Source organism: Pseudarthrobacter sp. fls2-241-R2A-168 (genome assembly GCF_030209335.1).
GTDB lineage: Bacteria > Actinomycetota > Actinomycetes > Actinomycetales > Micrococcaceae > Arthrobacter.
This window is the reverse complement of the sequence record NZ_JARVSG010000011.1, coordinates 112,769-138,886: the sequence shown is the minus strand read 5'-3', so window position 1 is coordinate 138,886 and position 26,118 is coordinate 112,769. Positions and strand designations below refer to the sequence as shown.

Sequence of the window (26,118 nt, the reverse complement as noted above, 5' to 3'; positions counted from 1 at the left end):
CAGGAAACAGAACCGGACGCGTCCTGACCGGCCCCCGCACTGTCCTGGCCAGTCAACACAGCCATAAACGCAGCGACCGAAGCATCAACCACCGCCTCCGCCTGCACCACCACCGGATTCATTTCCATACCCCCATCATCCTGCGGGGCTATGACAAAACCGGGCGCCTCGGAGAGTGCAGCCACGGCACCAGCGACCTCCTCCACCTGCACCCCCGCCGGGTCCGTTTCCATAGCCCCATCATCGTGAGGGGGTCTGACAAAACCAGGCGCCTCCGAACGTGTAGCGACGGCACCAGCGGCTTCCTCCACCTGCACCACCGCCGGGTCCGTTTCCATACCTCCATCCTCGCGAGGGGGTCTGACAAAACAGCGCCCGTTGAGGCAGTCCCCCACAAAATCCTTCTAACTTTTTTGAGGCTCCTTCCGAACGTTTTGAAGCTCCTCCCCAACTCGCCTGCTAGACATCGCCTGCCCGCGCTGCGTGCCCGTGCTTCGCCGGGGTCAGGCACCAGGAAGGGCGGACGAGCAAGACGGAAAGCGGGGCAAAGGGCCTCCTCCGTCAGCCCGTTTTGGGGTTGGGCGCCTCGCTCCGGTACCCTATTGAGGTTGGTGACGTGTCCGAGCGGCCGAAGGTGCAACACTCGAAATGTTGTTTGGTGTAAAAGCCAACGTGGGTTCAAATCCCACCGTCACCGCCAATAAGAAAGGCCCTGCTTCCCTTGAAACAAAGGGAAGCAGGGCCTTTCTGCTGTTCGTTCCAATACACGTGGGCCATCTGAGTTGTGGAGCGCACGCGGCCGCGGCAGCACCGCCGTCGGACTTCATCAGAAGTGGAGCGATGGGGGCTAAAGCGGCAAGAGCTGATGAAGCATTATACGGAAAGCGATAAAACCTGATGGGGCGTTGGATGGACAACGCACAAGGGTCGAAAGCTACAACTCCCAAGCACCCCAGCCACGCTAAATTTCAAAACCTTAGCCACCACGGATTTTCCGCGCGGTCACTGGGAAGTACATCCCTCCCCTACACGCGTTTTGTCCTATAACCCGGCGTCTTTGAGCCGGCGCAGGGCAGCCAGCGGTAGGATGCCGTTGTGCAGCACGGGCTGGCGTGGTAGTTTTCCCGTGATCGTGATCTATCGACAGGAGGTGAGTCCCATGAACGCAGTATCCGCATTGGGCGCTCCCTTGGATTCCACGATCGCGCGACACAGATAGTCGCCGCCGGGAGCGCCACCACAGGCAATTCGCGAAAGGCGACTCCCATGAACACAACATCTTCTTCCCCTCTGCACTCCGCCCCGATGCCGGCTTCTGGCCCGTCGAATGCCGACCAGGATCGGCAGCAGCCTGACCCCACAAAATGGGCACACTCAACGAGTCGGGCCCTCGTCCTTGGCGGCGGCGGATCGACAGGCAACGCCTGGCTGATCGGCGTCATGGCCGGCCTGTTCGATAGCGGGCTGGACGTCACCACAGCCGATCTGACTATTGGAACTTCAGCCGGCTCCACGGCCGCAGCCCAGATAGCTGGTGCGTCGCCGTCCGAGCTCTTTGCCGCAATCCTTGCCGCTGCGCCCCAAAAGCGGCCTGTTCCGGCTGGATCCGTCCCGGAACGCGTTGCCACCAGGCCTGTGACCGACCACCTGGAGAGGATCAACAACATCATCGCCTCCTCTGAGAATGCGGCGGACATGCGCCGGAAGATGGGTGCGGCAGCACTGGGCATGGAGGCGGCGTCGGACGGTTCCTGGCAAGCACAGTGGCGCAGCATCGTCGCCGCGCGGCTGGACAGTCAGGGGTGGCCGCAACGAAGGGTGCTCATCACCGCTGTCAATGCCAAGACCGGCGAACCGGCGGTCTTCGACCGCCACAGCGGAATCGACCTGGTGGACGCCATCGCCGCCAGCTGTTCCAGTGGCCTTCCCTACAGGATCGGAGATATCCCCTACATCGACGGCGGCTACCGGTCCAACGCAGAAAATGCCGATCTGGCAGCCGGATACCAAAGGGTGCTGGTGCTCTCACCTTTCGGCGGAAAATCACTGGTCCCCAAGCACTGGGACCTGCACCTCGCAGCCCAGGTCGCCGAGTTACGGGCGCATGGCAGCAGGGTCGAGACGATCTTCCCGGACAGCAAAGATGAGCACATGTTCGGCGCGAATGCGATGAATCCCTCGCTCCGTCCGCCCGCTGCCCAAGCCGGTTACCAGCAAGGTGAGGCCCTTGCCGGGCAGCTGGCGGACTTCTGGCGCTGAGCTCCGGTCCACGCGCTGAAGCTCCCAGCGGCGCCGCCAGCCAGGCCCGTCGGCCGGCATAAGGGAAGAGCAGGCTTCCCGGCTTGGACAGCGGTCCGAAAAAGGGCCACCGAATTGGGGTAGCCTCACAAATTCTGCGGGATCATGGCTGGATACCATGGGCTGACCGGACAGAGCCGTCCGGTGGCCGATCGACGCAGAAGGAACCCATGACCGCGGTTACGGTGGACCACATCCTTTCGGATCTCCCGCTGGGGTTCGCGAGCCTTATCCTCCGCCCGGCGAACGGTTCTCCCATCGAACGTTTCCTGATCGCTGACGCTGAGGATGAAATGCCCGACGGCGTTGGCGCGTTTGTCCTCTTGATTGGGGTCCGCGGGCGGTCGGCTTTGCCCGCGTTGCGGCGGCTCCTGCAGAACCCGCCGCCGGTGGTCGCCGTCAAGGGAACGCGCGAGGAGCTCGCCGAGGCTGAGGAGCTGCTGCGCGACGCAGGCACCGGCCTGCTCCTGGTGAACCCGGCTGCCGACTGGGACCGTCTGCTCTCCATCGCGAAGGACCGGATCCAGCCGCGCAGCTATCAGAGCGAAGTCCTGACACTCCTGGAAGAAGACCTCTTCGCCATCGCCCAGACCACGGCCAGGCTCACCTCGAGCCACGTGGTCATCGAGGACGCGGCCAACAAAGTCTTGGCGTACTCCACCGTCTCGAACGACATCGACGAGCTTCGCAAAGCCTCCATCCTGACCCGCCGGGGGCCCCGGAAATACGAACTGTTGTTGAAGGACCTGGGCGCCTACCGTGAACTGCACGGAACACGGCTCCCGGTGCGCGTACCGGCAAGGCCCCAGGACGGGCTGCGGGAACGGGTGGCCATCACGCTCTTCGCCGGGGACCGGATCATGGGCTACATCTGGCTGCAGGAGACCGGCGACGGCTTCGGCCCCGATGTTGACCATGTGCTGAAGGGTTCAGCCGCCCGGACCTCAACTGAGCTGATCCGCTACCGCAACCAACAGTCGGTGCACATGCGCGAAGACCGGATTGCGCGGATACTTTCCGGCCCGGCGGAGGCAGCAGCCAGTGCGCACAGCGAGAAGATCCCCGCAGAACGCCCGGCGGCGCTGATCCTGATTGGGATATCCGATGCGGAAGCCCAGGCCGACGACGCCGCCCTGAAGCACGGCGAGCTTGCCAACCTGGCGTCCATCCACGCGGCCGCCTACAAAGCCTCAGCAATTGTGGGTCAGTTCAAGGGGGACACTGCTGTGATCGTCCCGGGCCTGCAGTCCGCAGCAGCCGAACCGGGACTCCGGGCACTGGCCGAGTCGATCGTGCGCGATGCACGCAAACACCTGGGCATCACCCCGTTTGCGGCGGTGGGCCCCGTGGTCCCTGACCTTTTGTCCATCCACTCCATCACCCGTATCGCCGAAGCGCTGTTGAAGTGCGTCAGCGGGGCAACCCAAACATCCGTGGCCACAGTGGACGACTTTGAGGCTGAGATCCTTTTCCAGGAGGCAGTGCAGAATTTTGCGTCCTCGACCTTCCGCCACCGCACCCTCTCGGCGCTGCTTCGGGACGACCCTGAACTGGCCGAAACCCTGCGGACGTACTTTGAAGCCTCGCTTGACGTTGCCGAATGCGCCCAACGGATGAAACTGCACAAAAACACCGTCTACTACCGGATCAGCAAGGCCTCCAGGGTGACCGGCCTGGACTTCGGAAACCCCCGGGACTCGCTGGTGGCCATGCTCCATATCCAGGAATGGGCCGGAACATCCTCACAACAATCAGGCAGGAAATGACTACAGCACTTGAGGCGCCGCCGCTAGGCCCCCTCCTGGACGACCTCGTCCAAAGCCACCGCCCGGGGCGGGAGACCGGTTCCGTCCCGGCAAACATTCCGTTCCTGGCCGACGTTCCTTTCGACACCTTCGGAATAGCCGTTGCCACCACGTCCGGCCAGCTCTTCAGCTCCGGTGACGCTGGGGTCCCCTTCTCCATCCAGAGCATCTCCAAAGTGTTTACGCTGGCCATGGCACTCCGGGGCGACACGAGCGGAACCCTGTGGACCCGCGTCCTGCGTGAGCCCTCCGGTACCGCGTTCAACTCGCTGGTCCAACTGGAGGTGGAACACGGAATTCCGCGCAACCCCTTCATCAACGCCGGCGCACTGGTGGTCACGGACCACCTGATGGAAGGAACGTCCGACGCCGCCACGCAGCTTTTGCGGTTCCTCACCACAGAGGCCGGCAGCAGCGGGCCGTACATCGATGAGGCGGCAGCGTCCGGTGAGCTGTCCAGCAGCAGTCGAAACCTGGCACTTGCGCACTTCCTGAAGGATTTCGGCAACCTGAGGCAGTCGGCGGAATCCGTGGTGGAAAATTACGTCCGCCAATGCTCCATCATGATGACCTGCGTCGAACTCGCCAAGGCCGGGCTCTTCCTGGCCCGGGAGGGCCAGGGAACGCTCGGGCCTGTCCTGTCCGCCAGCGATGCCAAACGCATCGGCTCCATCATGCTGACCTGCGGCATGTACGACGCCGCCGGAGAGTTCGCGTACCGGGTGGGCCTTCCCGGTAAGAGCGGTGTGGGCGGTGGCATCCTGGTCATCGTTCCGGGTGAGTGCGCCATCTGCGTCTGGAGCCCCAGGCTGGATGCCAAGGGCAATTCCCTTGCCGGGACTGCTGCCCTTGCCGATCTTTCCGACCGCACCGGCTGGTCGGTCTTCTAAGACCGCCGCCAGAGAATCCCCAAACAAAAAATTTCCCCCACCCCAGTTAGATCTCCCCAGATCGAAAGGATCACCCATGTCCAACAACCCCAATGACGAGGTTGCAGTACACGAGATAGACGGTGGGCATGCGCATGCCTCCGAGAGCTCCCTTCACGCGGAGGATAAGGGCTATCACAAGAATTTGAAGCCGCGGCAGATCCAGATGATCGCGATCGGCGGTGCGATCGGTACCGGCCTGTTCCTGGGCGCCGGCGGCCGGCTGAACGCCGCGGGCCCGTCCCTGGTCATCGCCTACGCCGTGTGCGGGTTCTTCGCGTTCCTGATCCTGCGCGCCCTGGGCGAACTGGTCCTGCACCGGCCCTCCTCGGGCTCGTTCGTGTCCTACGCCCGCGAATTCTTCGGCGAAAAAGCCGCGTTCGTCTCCGGCTGGTTCTACTGGATCAACTGGGCCACCACCACCATCGTGGACATCACCGCCGCCGCCCTCTACATGCACTTCTTCGGCAACTACATCCCCTGGATGGCCGACGTCCCGCAGTGGGCCTGGGCCCTGACCGCCCTCATCGTCGTCCTGGCCCTGAACCTGGTCTCGGTCAAGGTCTTCGGCGAAATGGAATTCTGGTTCGCCCTGATCAAAGTCGCAGCCCTGGTCATCTTCCTCATCGTCGGCACCTACTTCGTCATCTTCGGCACCCCCGTAGACGGCCAGCAAGTCGGCCTCAGCCTGCTCAGTGATAACGGCGGGATCTTCCCCAACGGCCTGCTTCCCATGATCATCCTCATGCAGGGCGTCCTGTTCGCCTACGCCTCCATCGAACTCGTCGGCACCGCCGCCGGCGAAACCGAAAACCCCGAAAAAATCATGCCCAAGGCCATCAACTCCGTGGTCTTCCGCATCGCCGTGTTCTACGTCGGCTCCGTGATCCTCCTGGCCCTGCTCCTGCCCTACACCTCCTACGAAAAAGGCGTCAGCCCCTTCGTAACATTCTTCGGCTCCATCGGCATCCAGGGCGTGGACGTCATCATGAACCTCGTGGTCCTCACCGCCGCCCTGTCCTCCCTGAACGCCGGGCTCTACTCCACCGGCCGGATCCTGCGCTCCATGTCCGTCAACGGCTCCGCCCCCAAATTCGCCTCCCGCATGAACAAAGCAGGCGTCCCCTACGGCGGCATCGCCATCACCGCCGCCGTCTCCCTCCTGGGCGTCCCGCTGAACTACCTCGTCCCCGCCCAAGCCTTCGAAATCGTCCTCAACGTCGCCTCCGTCGGCATCATCATGACCTGGGCCACCATCGTCCTATGCCAGATCCAACTCAAACGCTGGGCCGACAAAGGCTGGCTCGAACGCCCCTCCTTCCGCATGTTCGGCGCCCCCTACACCGGCTACCTCAGCCTCCTGTTTCTCGTGGGCGTGCTGGTCATGGTCTTCATCGACTCACCCCTGACCATGCTCGTCACCGCCATCGCCTCCATCCTCATGGTCATCGGCTGGTACGCCTGCCGCAAACGCATCCACGAAATCGCCGAAACCCGCGAAGGGCACACCGGCCTCTCCCCCGTCATCGCCAACCCACCCGCCGAGACGTTCAGGTAAGCCGGAAGGCTCCACCCACAGGCCATACATAAACCCGAACAACAAAGAAAGACCATGACAACGGAACCCGCAGCAATCCTGACCGCATCACCCACCCGGCCCGCCGCCGTCGAGCCTTCCCGGCAGCACAACCCGCAGGCAAATCCAGCGGAGGCACCACCGGCAACCAAGTCCGCGGGGCACGTTATTGTTGATTCGCTCATCGCCCATGGCGTGGAACGCACGTACGTGGTGCCGGGCGAGAGCTTCCTGGACGTGCTGGACGGCCTGCATGCCTCGGATGTTGAAACCATTGTCTGCCGGCATGAAGGCGGTGCCGCCTATATGGCCGAGGCTGACGGCAAGATGAACCAGCGCCCAGGCGTGGCCATGGTGACGCGGGGGCCGGGCGCTGCCAACGCGCACGTGGGTCTGCACACCGCGTGGCAGGACTCCACTCCCATGCTGTTGTTTGTGGGCCTGATCCCGTTCGCGCACCGGGACCGGGAGGCCTTCCAGGAGTTCGACATTAAGGCCTGGTTCGATACCGGTGCCAAGCGCGTGATGGTCCTTGACCATGCCGAACGGGCGTCCGAGATCGTGGCGGAGGCGATGTTCGCTGCCATGAGCGGGCGGCCCGGCCCCGTGGTGGTGGGCCTGCCGGAGGACATCATCCGCCAGCAGATCGACCCCGCGCTGCATCCCGCAATTCCCGTGGCCGCCGGTGGCATGAGCAGCACGGATGCCGCAGCCCTGCGCGCTGCACTGGCGGAATCGCGCAAGCCGTTGTTCGTCACCGGCGGCAATGACTGGACCCAGGAAGCTGCGGACCAGCTGACCGGCTGGCTGGAGCGCCACCAGATCCCGGCGGCAGCCGAGTGGCGGACGCAGGGAACGGTGTCCTTCGATTCGCCGTCCTACGTGGGCCCCATCGGCTACGGCCGGCCCCGCCCCACATACGACCTGCTGGAGGAAACCGACCTGCTGGTGTTTGTGGGGACGGTGCCGGGGGATGTCATCACGGACGGGTTCGTGTGCCGCCAGGACTGGAACAAAAAGAACTTCCTGGTGACCGTGGACCCGTCGCTCCGCGGGCGCTCCGGCCCTGTGTCGCGGCAGATCCTCTCCAAGCCGGAGGCCTTTGTGCAGGACCTGGCCGCCATTGATTTGCCGGTGAAGGAAGAGTGGAAGGCGTGGACGGAGCGGATGCGGGGCGAACAGGAGCACTTCGCTGCGCTGCCCCCAGCCGCACCGTCAGCGGGACAGGCCAGGATGGACACCCTGATGGCTAACCTCGTGCCCAGGCTGCCCGAGGATGCCATGGTGACCTTCGGCGCCGGCGAACACACCAACTGGGCCCACCGCTACTTTCCCACCCGCCGATATGCGTCCATGATCAGCGCCCGCAACGGCTCCATGGGGTATTCGGTGCCGTCGGCCATCGCGGCTTCCCTGGCAGACCCCGCACGCCGGGTGGTGACCATCGCCGGGGACGGGGAGTTCCTGATGAACGGCCAGGAGCTGGCCACCGCGGCCCAGTACGGAGCCACTCCCCTGGTGGTGGTGATGGACAACCAGGAATACGGCACCATCCGCACCCACCAGGAGCGGCACTATCCGCAACGCGTCTCCGGCACCCAGCTGCAGAACCCCGACTTCGCTCTCATGGCCAAGGCCTTCGGCGGTTTTGGGATCACGGTCACCGAGGACAAGGACATTCCGGCCGCCCTTGATGCAGCGTTCGCCGCCATTGACCAGGTCGGCGTCTTCGCCCTGATCCACCTCATCGTCGAACAGCGCGTGAAGGCGTACTGAGGGGCGCCCGCGCGCAGCAGCCGCGCGGACTCAGCGTTGCCCTGACAAACGGCAGCGGACGACGGCGGGAGCCACCCGCCGTCGTCCGCTGCCGTTATTGAGGTGGCTAGCTACGCGGACACGCTTTCGGTAATCCGCTTCGGTGTGACGGCGGGGACGCCGTCGCCGTCCTGTCCGTACAGCCAGTCGTTGTACTGGAAGTTGTTGTCCTTGCGGCTCTTGAACAGCAGGTTCCGCAAGGTCCGGGCGAGGCCTGAAACGTGCCACGACTCGCCCCATACACGGGCGGTGCGCTGGACGCGGGCAGTGCGGCCGGCGCGGACGCCGTTGAACGCCCGGATGGCCTCGTCCCATGCCTCGGGCTTGATCCCGTCGGCAGTGAACACAGTCCCGATCGAAGAGTCCTGCAGCACGGCAGCGTCCTCCAGGGCCTGGCAGGCACCCTGGGCCAGGTATTGCAGCATGGGGTGCGCGGCGTCGCCCATCAGCACCATCCGGCCGGCCACCCAGTTTTCGATGGGGTCGCGGTCGTACATGGGCCAGCGGATGCCGGTGGCCAGGTTCTTCAGCGCCTCCTGGACCGCGGGAACGCAGTCCTTGTACGCAGCCTCGAGCTCATCCACTCCGCCGTACTGCTCTTCGCCGCGTTCAAAGGACGCGGACTTGAAGACGGCTACGGTGTTGAGCAGTTCGCCCTTGCGCAGCGGGTACTGCACCAGGTGGCAGTCCGGGCCGAGGTAGACAATAACGTCCTCGAGGTCCGCTTTGGGTGTGTTTTCGGTGATGGGAACGGTGCCGCGGTAGGCCACGTAGGCGGACGAAACAGGCTCGTCGATGGCCACGAGCGGGCGGAGGGTGGACTTGAGTCCGTCAGCCCCGATCACCACGTCCGCCTCGTAGTCCACGCCGGCGGCGGTGTGTGCCACGCCGCGGCCATTGACGGTTTCCACGCTCTCGACCATGACGTCGTTGACGAGCTTGACCCCGGCGGCTTCACAGCCTTCGAGCAGGACGCGGTGCAGGTCGGTGCGGTGGATCACCACGTACGGTGCGCCGTACCGCTCCGCGAACTCCCCGCCGAGCGTCTGGCGGGTAAGTTCCTCGCCGGTGACGGCGTCACGGAATACGAGGTGCTTGGGTTGCACGCCGATTTCCAGCGCCTTTTCCAGCAGGCCCCAGCGCTTCAACACGCGGGAGGCATTGGGGGCCATCTGCAGGCCCGCACCCACCTCGCCGAATTCGGGTGCCCTTTCAACGAGGGTTACGTTGGCGCCGTTCTCGCGCAGTGCGAGGGCTCCGGCCAGTCCGGCCATGCCCCCTCCGATCACCAGGACATCGGTGGACGTGGCGTGCTCAGACATTACTTGCTCCTGTTTGTTGGGTTTTTGGATTTCAGGTGAAGGCCGACGGCGGTCAGCAGCACAGCTGCGATGGCGGCGGCGCCGGCGAAGGCGAGGAAGTTCGAGTTGACTCCCAGCCCCGCGGCCAGCAGCAGGCCTCCGGCCTGCGGTGCGGCGACGGCGCCGATCCGGCCCGTGCCCAGCGCCCAGCCCAGCGCGGTGCCGCGCAGGTGGGCAGGATAGTGGTTGGCAACGGCGGCGATGATGAGGCACTGTGTGCCGTGGGTTCCGACGCCGGCGAGCACCAGCATGAGGTACACCACCGTTACTGGAGGCCCCGTCACCAGGACCACCAATGCACCGGCTGCCACGGCGGCAGCGGCGATCGCGGTGGGTACGGGGCCAAAACGCGTGCCGGTCCAGGCCGTGATGACCGAACCGGCCACCGCGCCGAGGTTCAGTGCCAGCGCGAAGGTCAGCGCCGAGCCCAGGTTGTAGCCCGCCAGCTGCATCAGGTTGGGCAGCCAGGTGCCCAGGCCGTACCAGGCGAACAGTGTGGCGATGGTGGCTACCGCGAAGAGCATGCTGATGCCCAGGTACGGGGCGCGCAGCAGCGAGGAGAAGCCTGTACTGGCTTTGGTGTTGGCTGTGACTTTGCCGCTCCGGGAGTCCTGTTCCGAACCCAGCGTTTCCGGAAGGTATTTCAGTCCAAGCGGCACCACGATCACCAGCGCCAGCACGGCCACCAGGAACATGGACTGCCAGCCGAAGGCGGGAATCAGCTGGATCCCGACCAAGGCGGCGATGGAGCCGCCGATCGGAACGCCGGACATCATCAGGGTGGCAATGGTGGACCGCCATTTGGTGGGGACCAGTTCGGCCACGAGGGCGTTCGCGGAGGGCACCAGCCCGCCGAGCCCGATTCCGGCGAGCAGCCGCAGAATGCCGAAGATGGCGGCGTTGGGGGCGAAGGCGCACAGGACGGTGAAGACGGAAAAGACCACCGCGCAGCCAAGGATGGTGCGGCGGCGGCCCCACGAGTCGGCCATCCGGCCGGCAAAGATCGCGCCGATCATCATGCCCAGGAACGCCATCGACCCGATGGTTCCGGCCGTGGCCTTGGTGAGGCCCCAACCGGTTTCCGAAATCAGGGAGGACTGGACCGTGCCGTAGACAATGAGGTCATAGCCGTCGAAGACCACCAGCAGCCAACAGACCAGGACGGCCAGCACGGAGGCCTTGGGGAACCGGGCTTGCCTGTCAGCGGACGATGGGCCGGGAGCCGCCGCAGTGGACCGTTGCGTCGCTGCAGCGGGAAGTGTGTGATTCATCCCACTACTGTCATGGCCACTGGAGATGAACCACAATACAATTCTGATGTGCAGAAAAGCTCCGCCCCTTCTCCCGGCGCAAGGCCAGGGCGGAAGCCTGCCCAGAAAAAGCCGGTACAGAAGCGTCCCACGTACTCCATCGAGGCAGTGGACAACGCGCTTCAGCTGCTACAACTCCTGCGCGACGGCGGAACCCTGCGGCTGAAGGATGCAGCCGTGGAACTGGGGGTTGCGCCGTCCACGGCCCATCGTCTCCTGGCCATGCTGGTCTACCGGGGCTTTGCGGTGCAGGATGAAACCCGGCGCTATGTTCCGGGCCCCGCCATGGGGGTGGGACCGGCAGGGTTGAGCTGGACCCGGCTGCTGCGTTCGCTGGCCCAGCCGCACATGGAACTGCTCTCGGCGCAGTTGAACGAAACCGTGAATCTCATGGTGCGGGTGGGCACCAAAGTTCGCTTTCTCGCCACCGTCGAGGGAAGCAACGTGCTCCGGGTCGGCGACCGGCAGGGGACGGTGCTGCCCGCCAACAAAACCTCCGGCGGCAAGGCGATTCTTGCGGAGCTTGATCCGCCCATGATCCAGCAGCTCTTCCGCAGCAACAATGCCGAGATCAGCGGCGACACCATCGCGGAGGAGGATTTTCCGGCCTTCCTGCGGGAGCTGGATTCGGTCCGCGGCAACGGCTTTGCCGCCAATTTTGAAGGCACCGAAGATGGCGTGAGCGCGTTGGGCATGGCGCTGCACAACCGGCACGGCAATGTGGTGGGGGCGATCAGCGTCGCCACCCCTGCCACACGGTTCCGCGCAGTGTTCGACGGCGGACTGGTCGCCGCCCTGCGTGCGACCTGCAGGCAGCTGGAGATCGACATCGCGGCGAACCCGGCCGAGCCGGATTAATCGCCTCCACCCTAATTCTGTAGAGCAGAATATGCTCGTTATCACATGCACTTCCTCCGTAGGGTCGAACTACGCCAAAACTGTTCGGACCTATCGAGGAGGCCTTTCGTGTCCATCAGCGCCGAAAACGTGACTCATGAATCAGTGGCCGCCAGCCACGCCCTGCCGGAGCCCACCCCGGAGGAGGCTGAGCAGCTGGAGCAGCTGTACCAGGACTTCGACAAGGAGAACCTGATTCCGCTGTGGACAGAGATCGGTGACCTGATGCCGATGGTCCCGAGCCCCAAAGCCGTCCCGCACGTGTGGCGCTGGAACGACCTGTACCCGCTGGCTGCCCGTGCCGGGGACCTGGTTCCCGTAGGCCGCGGCGGGGAACGGCGCGCCATTGCCCTGGCCAACCCCGGCCTGGCCGGCACTCCGTACGCAACCCCCACGTTGTGGGCGGCCATCCAGTACCTGGGCGGCCGGGAAACAGCGCCGGAGCACCGCCACTCCCAGAACGCGTTCCGCTTCGTGGTGGAGGGTGAAGGCGTGTGGACCGTGGTGAACGGTGACCCGGTGCGGATGTCCCGCGGCGACTTCCTGCTCACCCCGGGCTGGAACTTCCACGGCCACCACAACGACACCGATGAGCCGATGGCCTGGATTGATGGCCTGGACATCCCTTTCGTGCATTACGCCGACGCCGGCTTCTTCGAGTTCGGAACCGAACGCGTCACCGACGAGGCCACCCCGGACATCTCCCGCTCCGAACGGCTCTGGGCCCACCCCGGCCTGCGCCCGCTCTCCGGCCTGGACGACACCACCAGCTCCCCGATCGCCGCATACCGGTGGAAGTACACGGACGCAGCCCTCCGCGAGCAACTGCTGCTGGAGGACGAGGGCCACCCCGCCACCGTCTCCCAAGGGCACGCCGCAGTCCGGTTCACCAACCCCACCACCGGCGGGGACGTGATGCCTACCATCCGGGCCGAGTTCCACCGCCTCCGCGCCGGTGCCGCCACGGACACAGTCCATGAAGTGGGCTCCAGCGTGTGGCAGGTCTTCGAAGGCACCGGCTCGGTGATCCTGAACGGTGAAACCAAGCAGCTGGCCAAGGGCGACCTGTTCGTCGTTCCGTCCTGGGCTGCTTGGTCACTGCACGGCGATACCGAGTTTGATCTGTTCCGCTTCAGCGACGCCCCGATTTTCGAGCGCCTGAGCTTCAACCGCACCTACATCGAAGGACGCACCAAGTAATGAAACTCCTCACCCTCCGCCTCGCCAACGGCAGCGAAACACGCACGACGGCGGTGCGCCAGGACGGCGGCACCCTCACCGAGATTCCCGGGTTCGCCGATGTCGGCGCCCTGCTGCAGGATCCAGCCTGGGAAGCCACCGCTGCGGCGGCCAGCGGCGCAACGCACGCCCTGGACGGCGCCGACCTTGCCGCCGTCGTCCCCTCCCCCGGCAAGATCATCTGCGTGGGGCACAACTACCGCAACCACATCAAGGAAATGGGCCGGGAAGTCCCCGAGTACCCCACCCTGTTCGCCAAGTACGCCGAATCCCTGATCGGCCCCAACGACGACCTGGCCCTGCCGCAGGAATCGGACACCGTGGACTGGGAAGCCGAACTCGCCGTCGTCATCGGCAAGACCGGTCGCCGCATCGCCGAGGCGGATGCCGCGGACCACATCGCCGGTTATGCCGTACTGAACGACGTCAGCATGCGCGACTACCAGTTCCGCACTATCCAGTGGCTGCAGGGCAAGACCTGGGAGAAGTCCACCCCCTTCGGCCCCGCCCTGGTTACTAAGGACGAGTTCACCCCCGGCCCGCTGATGACCTCCGCCGTGGACGGTGACGTCCAGCAGTCCACCCCCACCTCGGACCTGGTGTTCACCCCGGAATTCCTCGTCTCCTACATCTCCACCATCATCACGCTGAACCCCGGTGACGTGATCGCCACCGGCACCCCGGGCGGCGTGGGCCACGCCCAGGACCCCAAGCGGTACCTGCAGGAAGGCCAGGTCCTGGTGACGACCATCGAGGGCCTGGGCCAGCTGAAGAACCGCGTCATCAAGGAAGCCTGATGGTTGCCCGCCACGACCAGGCCACCGACCCGGTGCTCCTGCAGTCCCTGCTGCAGGCGCGCCGGGGCACGGCGTTCTTCGCCCGCAAGCTCAACGAGCTTTCCGACGCGGAGCTCGACGGCGGCAGCCTCCTTCCCGGCTGGACCCGCCGGCACGTTGTGGCACACGTGGGCTACAACGCCCGCGCCATCGCCCGGCTGATCGAATGGGCCGCCACCGGTGTGGAGACCCCGATGTACTCCTCCCCGGAGGCGCGGAACCACGAAATCGAGTTCGGCGCCACCCTCTCCCCCATCGCCCTGCGGCACCTCTTCGACCACTCCGCCGTACACCTGAACGTCGAATGGCGCGACCTGCCCGCTGGCGCGTGGCGCCACTTGGTCAAAACCGCCCAGGGCCGGGTTGTTCCGGCCGAGGAAACCGTGTGGATGCGCACCCGCGAGGTCTGGCTCCACGCCGTCGACCTGGACAACGGTGCCACTTTCAGTGACATCCCGGTGCCCGTCCTGGAACGGCTCCTCAGGGACATCACCGGCGCCTGGCACACCCGCGGCACCGATACCGGGCTGGTGGTCCGGACGGAGGGCACTGCCGTGGCGTTCGGCGACACAAGTGCAGCGAACCCGACGATCATCACCGGGCCGCTGGCCGCCGTCGTTCAGTGGGCAGCAGGCCGCGGCACCGACGGCGTGACGGTAGAAGGTCCCGGCGCCAACAGTGCGGTTCCGGCTGCCCCACGGTGGATCTGAACCATAAAGCGCATAACAATGGCGGCCAGCGAGATTCGCTGGCCGCCATTGCTATGCCTGGTGGAAGGAATTCCGCCTACAGCCGGGTGTCGAACGAGCCGCAGAACACGTTGTCGTTGAACGTGCCCTGGAACCCGGACTTGCCCTGGATCTTGTCGATGGTGGCCCGGATGGCTTCCCGGGATCCGGCGTGGGCGTGGATCGCGGTCTTGACCATGGGGACATCAATCAGGTGGTTGGGCTGGTTGAGCGAGACAAACACCGTGGGCACCTCGGTGACGTACCACGGGATTTCCGCGGCCATGGGCGAGGACCACTTGATTCGGATGGCCGCCTCCTGGGCAAAGCCCTTCACATTGGCGAATACCAACGCGGCATCGTACCTGTCCACGTAATCGCCGGTGGCTTCCTCGGACAGGACCCTCATGAAGTTCATCCCGGTCTCCCCCGCTGCTTCCCGCTGCTCTGCTGTCTTGAAGACATGCACCTCAAAGCCTGCGGCCTCAAGCTCTTCCTTGACCGTGTCCAGGTAAGCGAGCGGGTCAGCCCGGGTGAAGTCGGCGCCGCCGGAAATGCCGTACAGGCGGATCCGGCGGTGGGTTTCCGGAGTGATGGGCAGGTTGCCAGCAGTGTCCTTGACCAGGGTGACAGTCTTGTCTGCAATATCCGCCGCAATGGCGCGGTGCGCTTCGCTGCCAATCACGTCCAGCGCCTCCACAGGGGGCACGAGCTCGGAAACGGGCTTCCGATGCAGCCCCAGGGAAGCCTTCAGCCCAAGGATCCTTCGCAACGCATCGTGCAGGCGCTGTTCTGTGATCACACCGGATTTGAAGCCGTCCAGCATGTACTGGAAATCCTCGGCGGGGTTGCGGAAGAACAGGAACATGTCGCAGCCTGCGGCGATGGTGGCCGGCACCAGGTCCTTGCGCTTCATGGCCTGCGTGAGGCCCACCATCTGCGAGGCGTCCGTCAGCACCAGGCCGTTGAAGCCGAGTTCGCCGCGGAGCAGGTCCTGCAGCAGCTCCGGCGCGAGCGTCGCGGGGCGGATGTCCGCATCGGCCAGGCCTGGCCGGAAATGCCGGGACAGTTCCGGCGCCCCGATGTGCCCCACCATGATGGACTGCACGCCGTGGCCGATCATCTCGCGGTACACGTGCCCGTAGGTGCGGTTCCACTCTTTATAGCTGAAGGTGTTGTAGGAGGTGACCACGTGCTGGTCGCGCTCGTCCACGCCGTCTCCGGGGAAGTGCTTCATGGCGCACACCGTGGGCGACTCGCTGATGCCGTCGAAGTACTCCTTGGCCCGCTCCACCACGATCTCCGGGGTGTTGCCGAAGGACCGGGTGGAGATGACCGTGTTCCGCCAGTTGTAGTGGATGTCCACGATCGGGGCGAAGGCCCAGTTGCAGCCCAGCGCCGCAGTTTCCACACCGGCCACCTGTCCCATCTGGCGGGCTATGCCCTTGTCCGGATGCGAGCCGGCCTGCAGGTGCGTGGACACAAAGGTTCCGTCGTCGCAGCTTCCGGCTCCCCCCATTTCCGGGTTGGACGCCACCAGCAGCGGGATCCGGGTTTTGGACTGCGCGTAGCGGATGTGCTCCTGCACCGCGGCCGAGGGCCCGGGCCGGTAGCGCATGCCGCCCACGTGGAAGTTCTCCAGCACGCCGTCGAGGTACTCCGGGGAGTAGTCGTTGTTGTGGTTGATGAACAGCTGGCCGATCTTCTCCTCAAGGCTCATCCCGGCAAGGGTGGCCTCCACCCAGGCGACCGCGTCGCCGTCGAGATTAAACGGCGCAGCCTTGAGGTCGACGGCGAACTGCCGCGGGCGGGTGCCTGTGGCACCGGCAGTGCCGGCAACGTCAGCAGGACGTCCGACGGCGGCAATCCCGGCGAGTGCCTCCCGCACCACCTGCTGCACGGGAGAGGCGATGTCGACGACCACCCCGGCTTCGTCAGCGCCGAGCGGTTCCAGCGTGGCGAGCTGGGACTCCAAGAGGGCAGGCGGCATAAAGTGCCCGGTCCGCCCTTCGGTGCGTGCCCACAAAACCTCTTTGCTGCCGTGCAGGTGCAGGAAGATGGTGTCCGGCGCCTGTTTGCGGATTGCCTCGCGGTAGCTGCGGCGCAGCGCCGAGCATGCCAGGACCAGGCCGCCCTCGCCGGCGCTGGCGAGTTCGGTGCCCACAGTGGCGAGCCAGGGCCAGCGGTCCTCGTCCGTCAGGGGTGTGCCGGCGGCCATCTTGGCGACGTTCTCCACGGGATGGAGGGAATCGCCGTCCAGGAACGGGACGCCGAGTTCACGGGCGACGAGGTCGCCGATGGTGGTCTTGCCGCAGCCGGACACGCCCATCACGATGATGCGGAGCTTGGGATGTCCCGCGGCAGGAACAGTTGTATCGGGGTTGGGGGTGTTCACCAGTCGTGGACCGTTCCGTCGATGAGGCGGTTGTACGGCAGGTAGGCCTGCTGGTAGGGGTAGGCGGCTGCGGCTTCTTCGTTGAACTCGACGCCGATGCCGGGGTTGTCGCCGGGGTGCAGGTAGCCGTCCACAAACGTCATGGACTGTTCGAAGACCTCGTTGGTCTTGTCCGAGTGCTGCATGTATTCCTGGATGCCGTAGTTATGGATCGCCAGGCCCACGTGCAGCTGCGCGGCAAAGCCCACCGGGGAAATGTCCGTGGGGCCGTGGAAGCCGGACTTGATCTGGTACTGCGCGGCGAAGTCCATCACCTTCTTCAACGGGCTGATCCCGCCGAAGTGGGTGGAGGCGGCCCGGACGTAGTCGATCAGCTGTTCCTTGATCAGGGTTTGGTAGTCCCACACCGTGTTGAAGATTTCCCCGATCGCCAGCGGAGTGGTGGTGTGCTGGCGGACCAGGCGCAGGCCTTCCTGGTTCTCGGCCGGGGTGCAGTCCTCCAGCCAGAACAGGTCATACGGCTCCAGCGCCTTGCCCAGCTTCGCGGCCTGGATCGGGGTCATCCGGTGGTGGCCGTCGTGCAGCAGCGGGATTTCCGGGCCGAACTCGTTCCGGACCGCCTCAAACACGGTGGGCAGGTGGCGCAGGTAGGCCCGGGTGTCCCAGTCCTCCTCCACCGGAAACGCGCCCCGGCCGGCCGGTTCATAGTCATACCGCTCCCCCGAAGCCTGCGCCTGTGCGGCGACTCCGTACACGGCTTTGATCCCGGGGACGGCGGTCTGGATCCGGATGGACTTGTACCCGAGCTCCAGGTGCTCCCGGACCGAATCAAACAGTGACGGCAGGTCCGCCCCCGAGGCGTGGCCGTAAGCGCGCAGCCCGTTCCGGGACGCCCCGCCCAGCAGTTGGTACACCGGCATGCCCGCCATCTTGCCCTTGATGTCCCACAACGCCATGTCCACCGCCGCGATCGCGGCCATCGTCACCGGGCCCCGGCGCCAATACGAGGACCGGTACAGGAACTGCCAGGTGTCCTCGATCCGGTGCGGGTCCTTCCCGATCAACAGCTGCGCCACATGCTCCTTCAAGTACGCGGCAACAGCAAGCTCACGGCCGTTCAACGTGGCGTCACCAATACCGGTCACACCATCCTCGGTAGTGATCCGGAGCGTCACGAAATTCCGGGAGGGACTGGTCACAAAGACGTCAGCAGCAACGATTTTCATAGGATTTGGGTGTTCCTTCCGGGTTCAAATATGTGTGGGGGCATCGATGGACGACGCGGTGCCGAGGGTTCCGCAGAGCCCGTGGACAAGGGAAACAATCTGCGGGTCGTCGGCAAGATTCGCGCTGACCAGCCGGAGCAGCGCCTGGACCCTCGCAATGCCATCCAGTCTGTTCGCCCCGCGGATCTCCGCACTGAGCGGGTCCTGGAAGTCCTGGGCGAAACCTAGGTAATCGATCCAGGCGGCCAGCATCCGCGCACTGCTTCTGCCGGTCCGGCCGTCGGACCGTTCGCCTAAAAGGACGGGAACTGCCCGCATGCGAAGCTTCGTGGTTCCGTCCGCCGCGATCTGGGCAAGGCGGTGGGCTATCCGGGCATTACCGAAGCGCTCCAGCAGTGCCCGCCGGTACTGCGGGATCACCAGTCCCTCCCCCTGCAGTTGTCTGGCTGCCTCGTCCCAGAAATCCTCCACGGCTTTGCGGCAGAGCGGGTCGGCCAGCGCCTCGGCAACGGTGGTGTGGCCGCGGAGCTGCCCGGCATACGCCAGGATCGAGTGGGAACCGTTCAGCAGCCACAGTTTGCGGTTTTCGTAGGGCTCGATGTCATCAACAACGACGGCGCCGGCTTCCTCCCAGCGCGGCCTGCCGGCCGGGAAGTCCCCGCTGAGCACCCAGTTCCGGAACGGTTCGGCCACGACAGGTGAGCTGTCCCGGTATTGGCAGCGCTCCGCCACTTCCTCGATGTCCGTGTGCCTGGTCCCCGGGGTGATCCGGTCCACCGAGGTGCTGACAAAGCTGACATTGCCGGCGATCCAGTCAGTCAGCTCCTGACCCCAGGCGGCGGCCATACCCAGGACAGCGCGGCGCGCCACGTCCCCGTTGGCCGACAGGTTGTCACAGCTCACGACGGCGAGCGGCCCGGCGTCTGCGTCCTTCCGGCCTGCGAGCGCCAGCACCAGCCGTCCCAGTGGGGTTGAGGGTGTCCCGGTTCCCCCGGCTGCTGCCGCTGCCAACTCACGGAGGTCGCCGGCCGCGGCGGGAGCATCGGCGTCGAAGGTACCATCTGCGGCCAGCCCGTAGGCGGCCTCCGTGATGGTCATGGTGACGATGGCCGTCTCCCTGGCCGAGACCAGTTCGGACAGGCGGCTGATGTTGGCTCCGTCCACCGCCTCGACGATGCTGCCGATGACTTCGAAGCTGTCCCCGCCGGCTGACCGTTCTATCAGGGTATAGAGGCAATCCTGGCCGGATAGTGCTTGGGCGGCATCAGGGCGGCGGCCGGTGAAGGCAGCTATCCCCCAGCCCCCGGCGTCGGATGAATGCTGCGTGTACCAGGCCTGGTGGGACCGGTGAAAGGCACCCAGGCCAAGATGCACGATACGTACCGGTGCCTTGGGCAGCGGTTTCAGGCTGCGGTCCAGCACAGGGGGGACACCATTCACAGTTTGAACACCCGCCGTGGCGATGCATCAACGATGTCCACAATCAGCTCATGGGCGCGCTCTTCGCTGATCCGGTGCTCGGCCACCAGCCGGGCCAGGAAGGAAGCCTCAATTCGCCGGGACGTATCGTGCCGGGCTGGTATGGAACAGAAGGCGCGCGTGTCATCAATGAATCCTGAGGACCGGGAGAAACCAGCCGTTTCCGTCACCGCAGAACGGAAACGCAGCATTGCGTCGGGTGCGTCAAGGAACCACCACGGGGCACCGATGTACACGGAAGGGTAGAAACCAGCAAGCGGTGCCAGCTCACGCGAGAAGACGGTTTCGTCCAGCGTGAACAGCACGAGGTGGAAGTCCTTGGCCGTGCCAAAGTCCTGCAACAGCGGACGGATGGCCTCGGTGTAGTTCACGGCGAATGGAATGTCATGGCCCGTATCGGCGCCAAAGGCGTCAAATGTAGGGCCGTGGTGGTTTCGGTACGAGCCAGGGTGGATGGTCATGACCAGCCCGTCCTCTACGGACATCCGGGCCATTTGATAAATCATGTGGGCCTCGAAGGCATCCCGCTCCTTCGGGCCCGCCTGGCCGGCCCTGCCCCGCTCGAAAAGCCGCTCCGCCTCGGCGTCGTCCAGCTTGAGGGTGGCGGGAGTGAACACGCCGTGGTCCGCTGAAACTGCTCCGCGCTCAACAAAGTCTCGCCTGCGTGCCTCGAGCGCCCGGATATATCCCGCGTAACCGGAAGCACCCCCGCCGGCCACAGCAATGAGCCGTTCCACGTTGCCCTGCCAGGCCGGGTGGGCCATGTTGAGGTACTGGTCCGGCCGAAAGGTGGGCAGCACCCGGCCCGGAAATGCGGGGTCTGCCTGCAGAGCGGCATGGCTGTCCAGCGAGTCCAGGGGATCGTCCGTGGTGGCGAGCACCTCTATGTTGAACTCCTTGAACAGTTGCCGCGGCCGGAATCCAGGCTCTTCAAGCTTGGATGCGAGCGCGTCGTAGAGCCTGTCGGCGTTCTCCGCCGTGGGCTCTTCGTGCAGACCGAAAACATGCTCGAACTCCTGACGGATCCAATACCCGGAAGCCGTGCCCTCGAAGGCGGGCCATGCGGCACAGAAGTTGCGCCAGACCTCACGGGAGCCGGCCGGTGAAGCACCAAGGCCCAACCGGTCCATGGGAACACCGCCTGCGTGGATCAGACGGGTCACGTAGTGGTCGGGGGTGACCAGGAGGGCGGCAGGATCGGGGAACGGCAGGTTCTGCTCGATGACCCCGGCATCTACATGTCCATGCGGCGAGATGATCGGCAGGCCCGCTACCCGGCTGTACAGGGAACGGGCGATCTCCCGGACTGCCGGCTCTGCCGGCAGGAGCCGGTCGGGATGTGCTGCTATTGAAGGTGCCATGGCCTTACCGGGCCCCGGCACTTGCGGTGAGGCCGGCGAGGGCAGCCGTGCGGCGCAGGTAGTCAAGGTTGCCGGCAGTGCGTTCGGCCAAAGGAAGTTCCGTAGAGAAGTCTTCCACCGTAACCCAGCCGTCGTAGCCATGGGCCGCCAACGCCTTGAAGTATTCCAGCACGCTCCCCTGCCCTGACTGCAGGGGTGCCCACTCGTTGCGGAAAACGACCGCACCGGACTCATCCGTCTCGTCGGCGCGGACCCATACGGCGTTTTTGACATGGATATGCGCCAGGTACTCTCCCAGCAGTTCGAAAGCGGGGAGATAGTCTTCCTGGCCCTCGATCAGCAGGTTGCCAAGGTCGTGAATGACCCCCACGTGCCGGGGATCCAGGCCCTCCAGCAGGCGCCGGGCAGAGGAAGCGGACGCCGTAATGGTCCGATGATGCAGTTCCACCAGTGCTTTCACGCCATGGTGGGCCGCCCGTTCCGCCACCCATTCGAAGTCCCGCCGGGCGGCTTCGAACAAGTCGGGGTAAGGAATACCGCTGGGCTGTTCGCCTCCCCATTCCGCCGTTCCCAACGGAAGGGTGGTGACGCGGACCTGGCCCGCGCCCAAGGCTGCGGTAGCCCCGAGCATCCGTTCGACGTCGTTGTGGTTGTCACACCGGGCGTATCCTCCGATGCCGGACATCTGGAGGCCTGCTTCCCGGGTGATGGTGGCTACTCTTTGCAGGTTGTCTTCAAGGCCGGACAGCGGAATGGTCGCCTTGTTGCCGGCCCAGAAACCGGGTTCGGCCGTCTCAGCCTGGTCGGTGATGCGCCATTCGATGCCGTCCCAGCCCTGGGCCGCAAGATGGTTTACGGCTTCTTCGGGAGTCCAGTCAGGCGTGGACGCGGTGAACACTGAAAATTTCATGGCTTCAGGCGCTTTCTGTCGAAGTATTGCCCGTGCGGACTTCGAGGTCGTTGTACTTGCCGGCCAGGACGTCGTCGAAAAGTACCGCCTGGTTAAGCGTCGCTGACACGTAGACGGCGCGTACCGTTGCGAGGGCATTGACGGCGTCGCTCACGGTGACGCCGGGCTGCCTGCCTTCGGTGATGGCAGCGATAATGTCGCGGTACTGGCGTACGTGCCCCGCGGGATACACGGTGGGATCCTTGGCCTCGTATTCTTCGGCCGGATACTTTGCCAGTTCTTCCTGGGCCTGGTTTCCCCCGCCCTGCAGCCCCATGTCGGCGGACGCTCCGCCGGCATCCTTGGTATGAAAGTAGTGAAGCTGGTCATTGTCCACCACCGCGGACCCTTCCGAGCCCATCAGCTGGACCCGGACGGTCAGGCCTGGGTAGGCCGCCGTCGTGGCGTGCAGCACGGCCAGGCCGCCGTTCTCGAAAGTTACGGTGGCCACGGCGGTGTCCTCCACCTCGATACGTTCGTGCGCCAGGCGTGCTGTGTGGGCGTGGATCTCCACCGGCCGGCCCATGAACCACAGCAGCAGGTCAACCGTGTGGACGCCCTGGTTCATCAAGGCCCCGCCGCCGTCCATTGACCAGGTACCGCGCCAGTCACCGGAATCGTAGTAGCCCTGGCTGCGCCACCACGCCACTGAAGCGATGGCCGAGGTCAGGCGGCCGAATCGTCCCTTGGCAACAGCATCGGCAACAGCAACGCTGGATTGGTCGAACCGGTGCTGGCTGATCACGGAGGCGACGATGCCGCGCCGTGCGGCCTCATTGGCGGCCGCCTCGATTTCCTGGGCCCGGTTCAGGTCCACGTCCAGGGGCTTTTCGATAACCACGTGCTTGCCGGCGGCGAGGACCTCAAGGCCCTGCTGGATGTGCAGTCCGCTGGGGGTGGCCAGCGCCACCAGGTCGATCCCGGTTGCGGCGAAGGCCTCCTCGAGGCTGGCGTGCACAGAAGGCCTCGGACGGCCGCTCTTTTGGATGAAGTCAGCAAGGGACTCGGCGGCGTCGGGGACCGCGTCCACGAGCGCCACGATGCTGGCTTCGGGAAACTCCTGCAGGGCTGCTGCGTGGGTTCGTCCGATGACGCCGCAACCGGTGATTGCGACCTTCAATGTCTCACTCATACCGTCTGGACTCCTGCTTCTGCTGTGACTTTTGCGAAGGCGCGGGCAGCAATGCCAAATGCTGTGGGGCCGGAGAATCCGCCCAGGCCGTGGGCGCCGGCAAGGTGGGGTTCCAAGGAAGCGAAGCCGTCGAAACCGTCCGCCTTGAGTGCTTCCACCGTGCGCAGCACGTCGCCGTCGCCTTCCCCTGCCGGGACGACATGTCCGTTGGAGAAAAGGGCATCCTTGACCTGCAGGTACTCCAGGTGCGGGCGCAGCTTTTCATAGGCCTCATCAAACGGTTTGACGCCTACCTGCACGAAGTTGGCTGCATCCCATGCCACCTTCAGCGCCGGTGAATTTACGCTTTCAATGATGTCCAGCACGCGGTCCGGGACATCCCCGAAAATATCCTTCTCGTTCTCGTGCAGCAGGACCACACCTGCCTCCTCGGCGACAGCAGCGAGCGCACGCATGCGCTCGATCACGGCCTCGCGGATGCTTTCGACCGGGACGGTTTCACCGTAGTAGAAGGAGAAGATGCGGATGTACTTTGCGCCCAGGACCTTTGCGGCCTTGACGGCACGGTGCAGGCGATCCACTTCGTGCTCTACTGGCAGGCTGACATCCACTTTCCCAATTGGAGAGGCGATCGCAGACACTTTCATGTCCTTCGCGGCCAATAGTGACGCCAGGGACTGCAACTGCTCATCGCTGAGGTCCACGATGTTCGTGCCCCATGCGCTTCGAACCTCGATGTGGTTGGCACCGAGCGCCTGCAGCACCGCGATCTGGACAGCGGGGTCGTCGTCAATTTCATCGCCGAATCCGGACAGGGCCCAGGAGGCCTGGGGGGCTGAAACCATGCTTACTTAACTCCTCCGGCGGTGAGCCCGCCAACTAGATAACGCTGGAAAATCAGGTAGAGAATGACCACTGGAGCGGCGCATACGAGTGCCGCCGCCATCATCTGGCCATAGAACGGGATGGCGCCGCCCTCCTGCGACGCACCGAAGATCTGGAGTGCTACGGCGGCCGTTTGGCTTTCCGGCCTGGTCATCACGGATGCGAACAGGACATCGTTCCAGCCGAGCAGGAAAGCGAAAATTCCGGAAACCACAATCCCGGGCCAACTCAGGGGCAGGATGATCTTGAACAGGACACCGAGATTGCTGGCGCCGTCGATCTTGGCCGCTTCCTCAAGTTCCTTGGGAAGCCCGCGCAGGTAGGTGACCATGACCCACGTGGAGAACGGCATGGCGAACGTCAGGTACGTGACGAACAGTCCCCACTGGGTTCCGATGACCTGGATGCCCAAATATGTTGAGGCCGAGGAGAACAGCACGAACACGGGAAGCACCATCAGGGTGCCCGGCACTGACTGGAGTGCAAGAAGCCCGCGGAGGATGGTCAGGCGGCCCCGGAAGCTGTAGCGGACCAGGACGAATGCGGTCGAAACCGACAAAGCCGCCGAGACAACAGCTGTTGCTCCTGCAACCAGCACGCTGTTGGCAAGTCCCGTTGCCAGTCCCACGCTGGTCCAGATCTTCGAATAGTTATCGAGGCTGAAGCTGGAGGGCCAGAATTCGCCGTTCGCCACGCCGATATCCGAGTTCACCGATGCCAGGAAGATGTAAAGCACGGGGATCAGCACCAAGGCTCCGAGGAACACGAGGATGATCGTGAGCAAGGGGCCCGGGAGCAACCGCAGGACTTCGTGCTGGCGCTTTGAACCTGGACGCGGAATGTCCGTGGTGCCCGGACTCCGCCGGGTGGCAGTGGAGGTGCTCATTTCTTGGCTCCAGGTGACTCGGCGTCGTCGAGCTTGACGGCCCGGAGGTAGACGAACAGCGGGATGGCGATCAATACCAGGGAGATAAAGGCCATCGCCGCGCTCAGCCCGAACCGGAAGCTCTGGAAACTGGTGACGTAGGTGAGGATGGGAAGGACTTCCACATCAGCCGGCGCCGGGACACCGAACAGGACAAAGGGAAGCGTGAAGTTGTTGATGTGGTGCAGCATGCCAATCAGGAAGGCGAGCGACAGTGGGCCCTTCAGGTACGGGAACACCACGTACCTGAGCTTGTTCCACCACAGGGCGCCATCAAGTGCCGAAGCCTCGTGCACCTCATGGTCCACAGCCTGCAGTCCTGAGAGCGCCAGCAAGTAGATGAACGGCCACGATGCCCAGATCTGCACCAGCACCAGCGTCCAGAACGTCTGTGGTCCGTTCAGCCACAGGCCGACGTCAATCCCCACCGTTCCGAGGGCCTTGTCCACGATGCCGTCCGGCTGGAGCATGGTGCGCCATACCGTGGCCACTACGAAGGAAGGCAGGACATACGGAATCAGGAAGATTGACCTGATGACGGCGCGTCCTTTGAAGGCGTTCTGGGTTGCTACGGCGGCAGCGATGCCAAGCGGCAGCGTCACCACCATAGCGAGCAGTGAGTAGCTGACACTCAGCCAGACAGAGTGCAGAAGCGGAGAACTGGTCATTGCCTCAACGAAGTTTTCGACTCCGATGAACGGCGCGGAGACCCATTTCCGCAGCGTGTACTGGTCCAGGTTGAGGGCGGACATGAAGATGCCCAGCAGGAGGGGCACGACGATGATAATGATCATCAGCACCCCGCCGGGGATAAGCATCCAGAGCGGCCGGTTACGTTCGCTCAGGCCCTTGCGGCGCGGGCTGCTCGGCCCGCTGGGCTCTTGGCTGGAAGCATCAGCGGCAGAGTGTGCCGCCCGGCTTGCGGCGGACTCCGCCGCAAGCCGGACTTCGTTGGAGGCGTCGGTTGACATC

General features: G+C 64.7%; 21 protein-coding genes and 1 tRNA gene. 10 read left to right on the top strand and 12 right to left on the bottom strand.

Translation table 11 applies throughout. The features are described from left to right. Positions 1–233 (bottom strand): hypothetical protein (locus QRN11_RS08880; protein WP_285250686.1); only part of this gene is annotated, 233 nt, incomplete at its 3' end. A gap of 377 nt (positions 234–610) precedes the next feature. Between QRN11_RS08880 and QRN11_RS08875 the strand changes: the two genes are divergently transcribed. From QRN11_RS08875 to QRN11_RS08850, 6 genes are all read left to right on the top strand, one after another. Continuing rightward, positions 611–700, top strand: a tRNA-Ser gene (locus tag QRN11_RS08875). 566 nt (positions 701–1,266) lie between these two features. Next, entirely contained in the window at positions 1,267–2,259 is a 993-nt protein-coding gene (locus QRN11_RS08870) for a patatin-like phospholipase family protein (protein ID WP_142059788.1), read from the top strand. A gap of 209 nt (positions 2,260–2,468) precedes the next feature. Beyond that, positions 2,469–4,064, top strand: coding sequence for a PucR family transcriptional regulator (locus tag QRN11_RS08865; RefSeq protein WP_285250685.1), 1,596 nt, complete (start codon positions 2,469–2,471; stop codon positions 4,062–4,064). Continuing rightward, entirely contained in the window at positions 4,061–4,993 is a 933-nt protein-coding gene (locus tag QRN11_RS08860) for a glutaminase (RefSeq protein WP_285250684.1), read from the top strand. The genes QRN11_RS08865 and QRN11_RS08860 overlap by 4 nt, the downstream gene beginning before the upstream one ends. A gap of 76 nt (positions 4,994–5,069) precedes the next feature. Further along, positions 5,070–6,590 (top strand): amino acid permease, encoded by a 1,521-nt coding sequence (locus QRN11_RS08855; protein ID WP_285250683.1) that lies wholly within the window; start codon positions 5,070–5,072, stop codon positions 6,588–6,590. A 54-nt stretch (positions 6,591–6,644) separates the two neighbouring features. Next, complete coding sequence (locus QRN11_RS08850; protein ID WP_285250682.1) at positions 6,645–8,384, top strand: thiamine pyrophosphate-dependent enzyme; 1,740 nt, start codon at positions 6,645–6,647, stop codon at positions 8,382–8,384. Positions 8,385–8,494: 110 nt separating this feature from the next. Here QRN11_RS08850 and QRN11_RS08845 read toward each other — a convergent pair whose 3' ends face one another. Further along, positions 8,495–9,745, bottom strand: coding sequence for an FAD-dependent oxidoreductase (locus QRN11_RS08845; protein WP_285250681.1), 1,251 nt, complete (start codon positions 9,743–9,745; stop codon positions 8,495–8,497). Continuing rightward, a complete protein-coding gene (locus QRN11_RS08840; RefSeq protein WP_285250680.1) occupies positions 9,745–11,055 on the bottom strand; it encodes an MFS transporter in 1,311 nt (436 codons plus the stop codon). Before QRN11_RS08840 ends, QRN11_RS08845 begins: the two co-directional genes overlap by 1 nt. Before the next feature lie 48 nt (positions 11,056–11,103). Between QRN11_RS08840 and QRN11_RS08835 the strand changes: the two genes are divergently transcribed. The 4 genes from QRN11_RS08835 to QRN11_RS08820 all read left to right on the top strand — a co-directional run bounded on the left by QRN11_RS08835 (position 11,104) and on the right by QRN11_RS08820 (position 14,776). Beyond that, entirely contained in the window at positions 11,104–11,952 is an 849-nt protein-coding gene (locus QRN11_RS08835; RefSeq protein WP_285250679.1) for an IclR family transcriptional regulator, read from the top strand. A gap of 108 nt (positions 11,953–12,060) precedes the next feature. Next, a complete protein-coding gene (locus QRN11_RS08830; protein WP_285250678.1) occupies positions 12,061–13,191 on the top strand; it encodes a cupin domain-containing protein in 1,131 nt (376 codons plus the stop codon). Then, positions 13,191–14,027: a fumarylacetoacetate hydrolase family protein gene (locus tag QRN11_RS08825; protein ID WP_285250677.1), complete on the top strand. Its 837-nt coding sequence runs from the start codon at positions 13,191–13,193 to the stop codon at positions 14,025–14,027. The genes QRN11_RS08830 and QRN11_RS08825 overlap by 1 nt, the downstream gene beginning before the upstream one ends. Next, a complete protein-coding gene (locus QRN11_RS08820) occupies positions 14,027–14,776 on the top strand; it encodes a maleylpyruvate isomerase family mycothiol-dependent enzyme (RefSeq protein WP_285250676.1) in 750 nt (249 codons plus the stop codon). The genes QRN11_RS08825 and QRN11_RS08820 overlap by 1 nt, the downstream gene beginning before the upstream one ends. Before the next feature lie 76 nt (positions 14,777–14,852). On the opposite strand, the gene QRN11_RS08815 is transcribed toward QRN11_RS08820, so the two are convergent. The 9 genes from QRN11_RS08815 to QRN11_RS08775 form a co-directional block, all read right to left on the bottom strand. Continuing rightward, the gene (locus QRN11_RS08815) at positions 14,853–17,123 is read right to left on the bottom strand and encodes a gluconokinase, GntK/IdnK-type (RefSeq protein WP_285250693.1); all 2,271 of its coding nucleotides are present in this window, start codon (positions 17,121–17,123) and stop codon (positions 14,853–14,855) included. Positions 17,124–17,185: 62 nt separating this feature from the next. Then, entirely contained in the window at positions 17,186–18,415 is a 1,230-nt protein-coding gene (manD, locus tag QRN11_RS08810) for a D-mannonate dehydratase ManD (protein WP_285250675.1), read from the bottom strand. Positions 18,416–18,439: 24 nt separating this feature from the next. Continuing rightward, positions 18,440–19,837 (bottom strand): mannitol dehydrogenase family protein, encoded by a 1,398-nt coding sequence (locus tag QRN11_RS08805; protein WP_285250674.1) that lies wholly within the window; start codon positions 19,835–19,837, stop codon positions 18,440–18,442. Between the two features lie 14 nt (positions 19,838–19,851). Continuing rightward, positions 19,852–21,255: a glucuronate isomerase gene (gene uxaC / locus QRN11_RS08800; protein ID WP_285250673.1), complete on the bottom strand. Its 1,404-nt coding sequence runs from the start codon at positions 21,253–21,255 to the stop codon at positions 19,852–19,854. 4 nt (positions 21,256–21,259) lie between these two features. Beyond that, positions 21,260–22,165 carry a sugar phosphate isomerase/epimerase family protein gene (locus tag QRN11_RS08795; protein ID WP_091422339.1) on the bottom strand — a complete coding sequence of 302 codons (906 nt, stop codon included), beginning with the start codon at positions 22,163–22,165 and terminating at the stop codon, positions 21,260–21,262. A gap of 4 nt (positions 22,166–22,169) precedes the next feature. Continuing rightward, positions 22,170–23,336, bottom strand: a complete 1,167-nt coding sequence (locus QRN11_RS08790; RefSeq protein WP_285250672.1) for a Gfo/Idh/MocA family protein — start codon at positions 23,334–23,336, stop codon at positions 22,170–22,172. After that, complete coding sequence (locus QRN11_RS08785; protein ID WP_285250671.1) at positions 23,333–24,181, bottom strand: sugar phosphate isomerase/epimerase family protein; 849 nt, start codon at positions 24,179–24,181, stop codon at positions 23,333–23,335. Before QRN11_RS08785 ends, QRN11_RS08790 begins: the two co-directional genes overlap by 4 nt. Before the next feature lie 2 nt (positions 24,182–24,183). Continuing rightward, complete coding sequence (locus tag QRN11_RS08780) at positions 24,184–25,107, bottom strand: carbohydrate ABC transporter permease (protein ID WP_285250670.1); 924 nt, start codon at positions 25,105–25,107, stop codon at positions 24,184–24,186. Beyond that, positions 25,104–26,117, bottom strand: a complete 1,014-nt coding sequence (locus QRN11_RS08775; protein ID WP_285250669.1) for a carbohydrate ABC transporter permease — start codon at positions 26,115–26,117, stop codon at positions 25,104–25,106. The genes QRN11_RS08780 and QRN11_RS08775 overlap by 4 nt, the downstream gene beginning before the upstream one ends. Position 26,118: the final 1 nt, after the last annotated feature.

Excerpts from the sequence above, each read along its gene's own strand:
- QRN11_RS08870 (WP_142059788.1), top strand. The coding sequence starts at position 1,267 with ATGAACACAACATCTTCTTCCCCTCTGCACTCCGCCCCGATGCCGGCT.
- QRN11_RS08865 (WP_285250685.1), top strand. The coding sequence starts at position 2,469 with ATGACCGCGGTTACGGTGGACCACATCCTTTCGGATCTCCCGCTGGGG.
- QRN11_RS08860 (WP_285250684.1), top strand. The coding sequence starts at position 4,061 with ATGACTACAGCACTTGAGGCGCCGCCGCTAGGCCCCCTCCTGGACGAC.
- QRN11_RS08855 (WP_285250683.1), top strand. The coding sequence starts at position 5,070 with ATGTCCAACAACCCCAATGACGAGGTTGCAGTACACGAGATAGACGGT.
- QRN11_RS08850 (WP_285250682.1), top strand. The coding sequence starts at position 6,645 with ATGACAACGGAACCCGCAGCAATCCTGACCGCATCACCCACCCGGCCC.
- QRN11_RS08845 (WP_285250681.1), bottom strand. The coding sequence starts at position 9,745 with ATGTCTGAGCACGCCACGTCCACCGATGTCCTGGTGATCGGAGGGGGC.
- QRN11_RS08840 (WP_285250680.1), bottom strand. The coding sequence starts at position 11,055 with ATGAATCACACACTTCCCGCTGCAGCGACGCAACGGTCCACTGCGGCG.
- QRN11_RS08825 (WP_285250677.1), top strand. The coding sequence starts at position 13,191 with ATGAAACTCCTCACCCTCCGCCTCGCCAACGGCAGCGAAACACGCACG.
- QRN11_RS08820 (WP_285250676.1), top strand. The coding sequence starts at position 14,027 with ATGGTTGCCCGCCACGACCAGGCCACCGACCCGGTGCTCCTGCAGTCC.
- QRN11_RS08815 (WP_285250693.1), bottom strand. The coding sequence starts at position 17,123 with ATGGGCGTGTCCGGCTGCGGCAAGACCACCATCGGCGACCTCGTCGCC.
- manD (WP_285250675.1), bottom strand. The coding sequence starts at position 18,415 with ATGAAAATCGTTGCTGCTGACGTCTTTGTGACCAGTCCCTCCCGGAAT.
- uxaC (WP_285250673.1), bottom strand. The coding sequence starts at position 21,255 with ATGGCACCTTCAATAGCAGCACATCCCGACCGGCTCCTGCCGGCAGAG.
- QRN11_RS08795 (WP_091422339.1), bottom strand. The coding sequence starts at position 22,165 with ATGAAATTTTCAGTGTTCACCGCGTCCACGCCTGACTGGACTCCCGAA.
- QRN11_RS08790 (WP_285250672.1), bottom strand. The coding sequence starts at position 23,336 with ATGAGTGAGACATTGAAGGTCGCAATCACCGGTTGCGGCGTCATCGGA.
- QRN11_RS08785 (WP_285250671.1), bottom strand. The coding sequence starts at position 24,181 with ATGGTTTCAGCCCCCCAGGCCTCCTGGGCCCTGTCCGGATTCGGCGAT.
- QRN11_RS08780 (WP_285250670.1), bottom strand. The coding sequence starts at position 25,107 with ATGAGCACCTCCACTGCCACCCGGCGGAGTCCGGGCACCACGGACATT.
- QRN11_RS08775 (WP_285250669.1), bottom strand. The coding sequence starts at position 26,117 with ATGTCAACCGACGCCTCCAACGAAGTCCGGCTTGCGGCGGAGTCCGCC.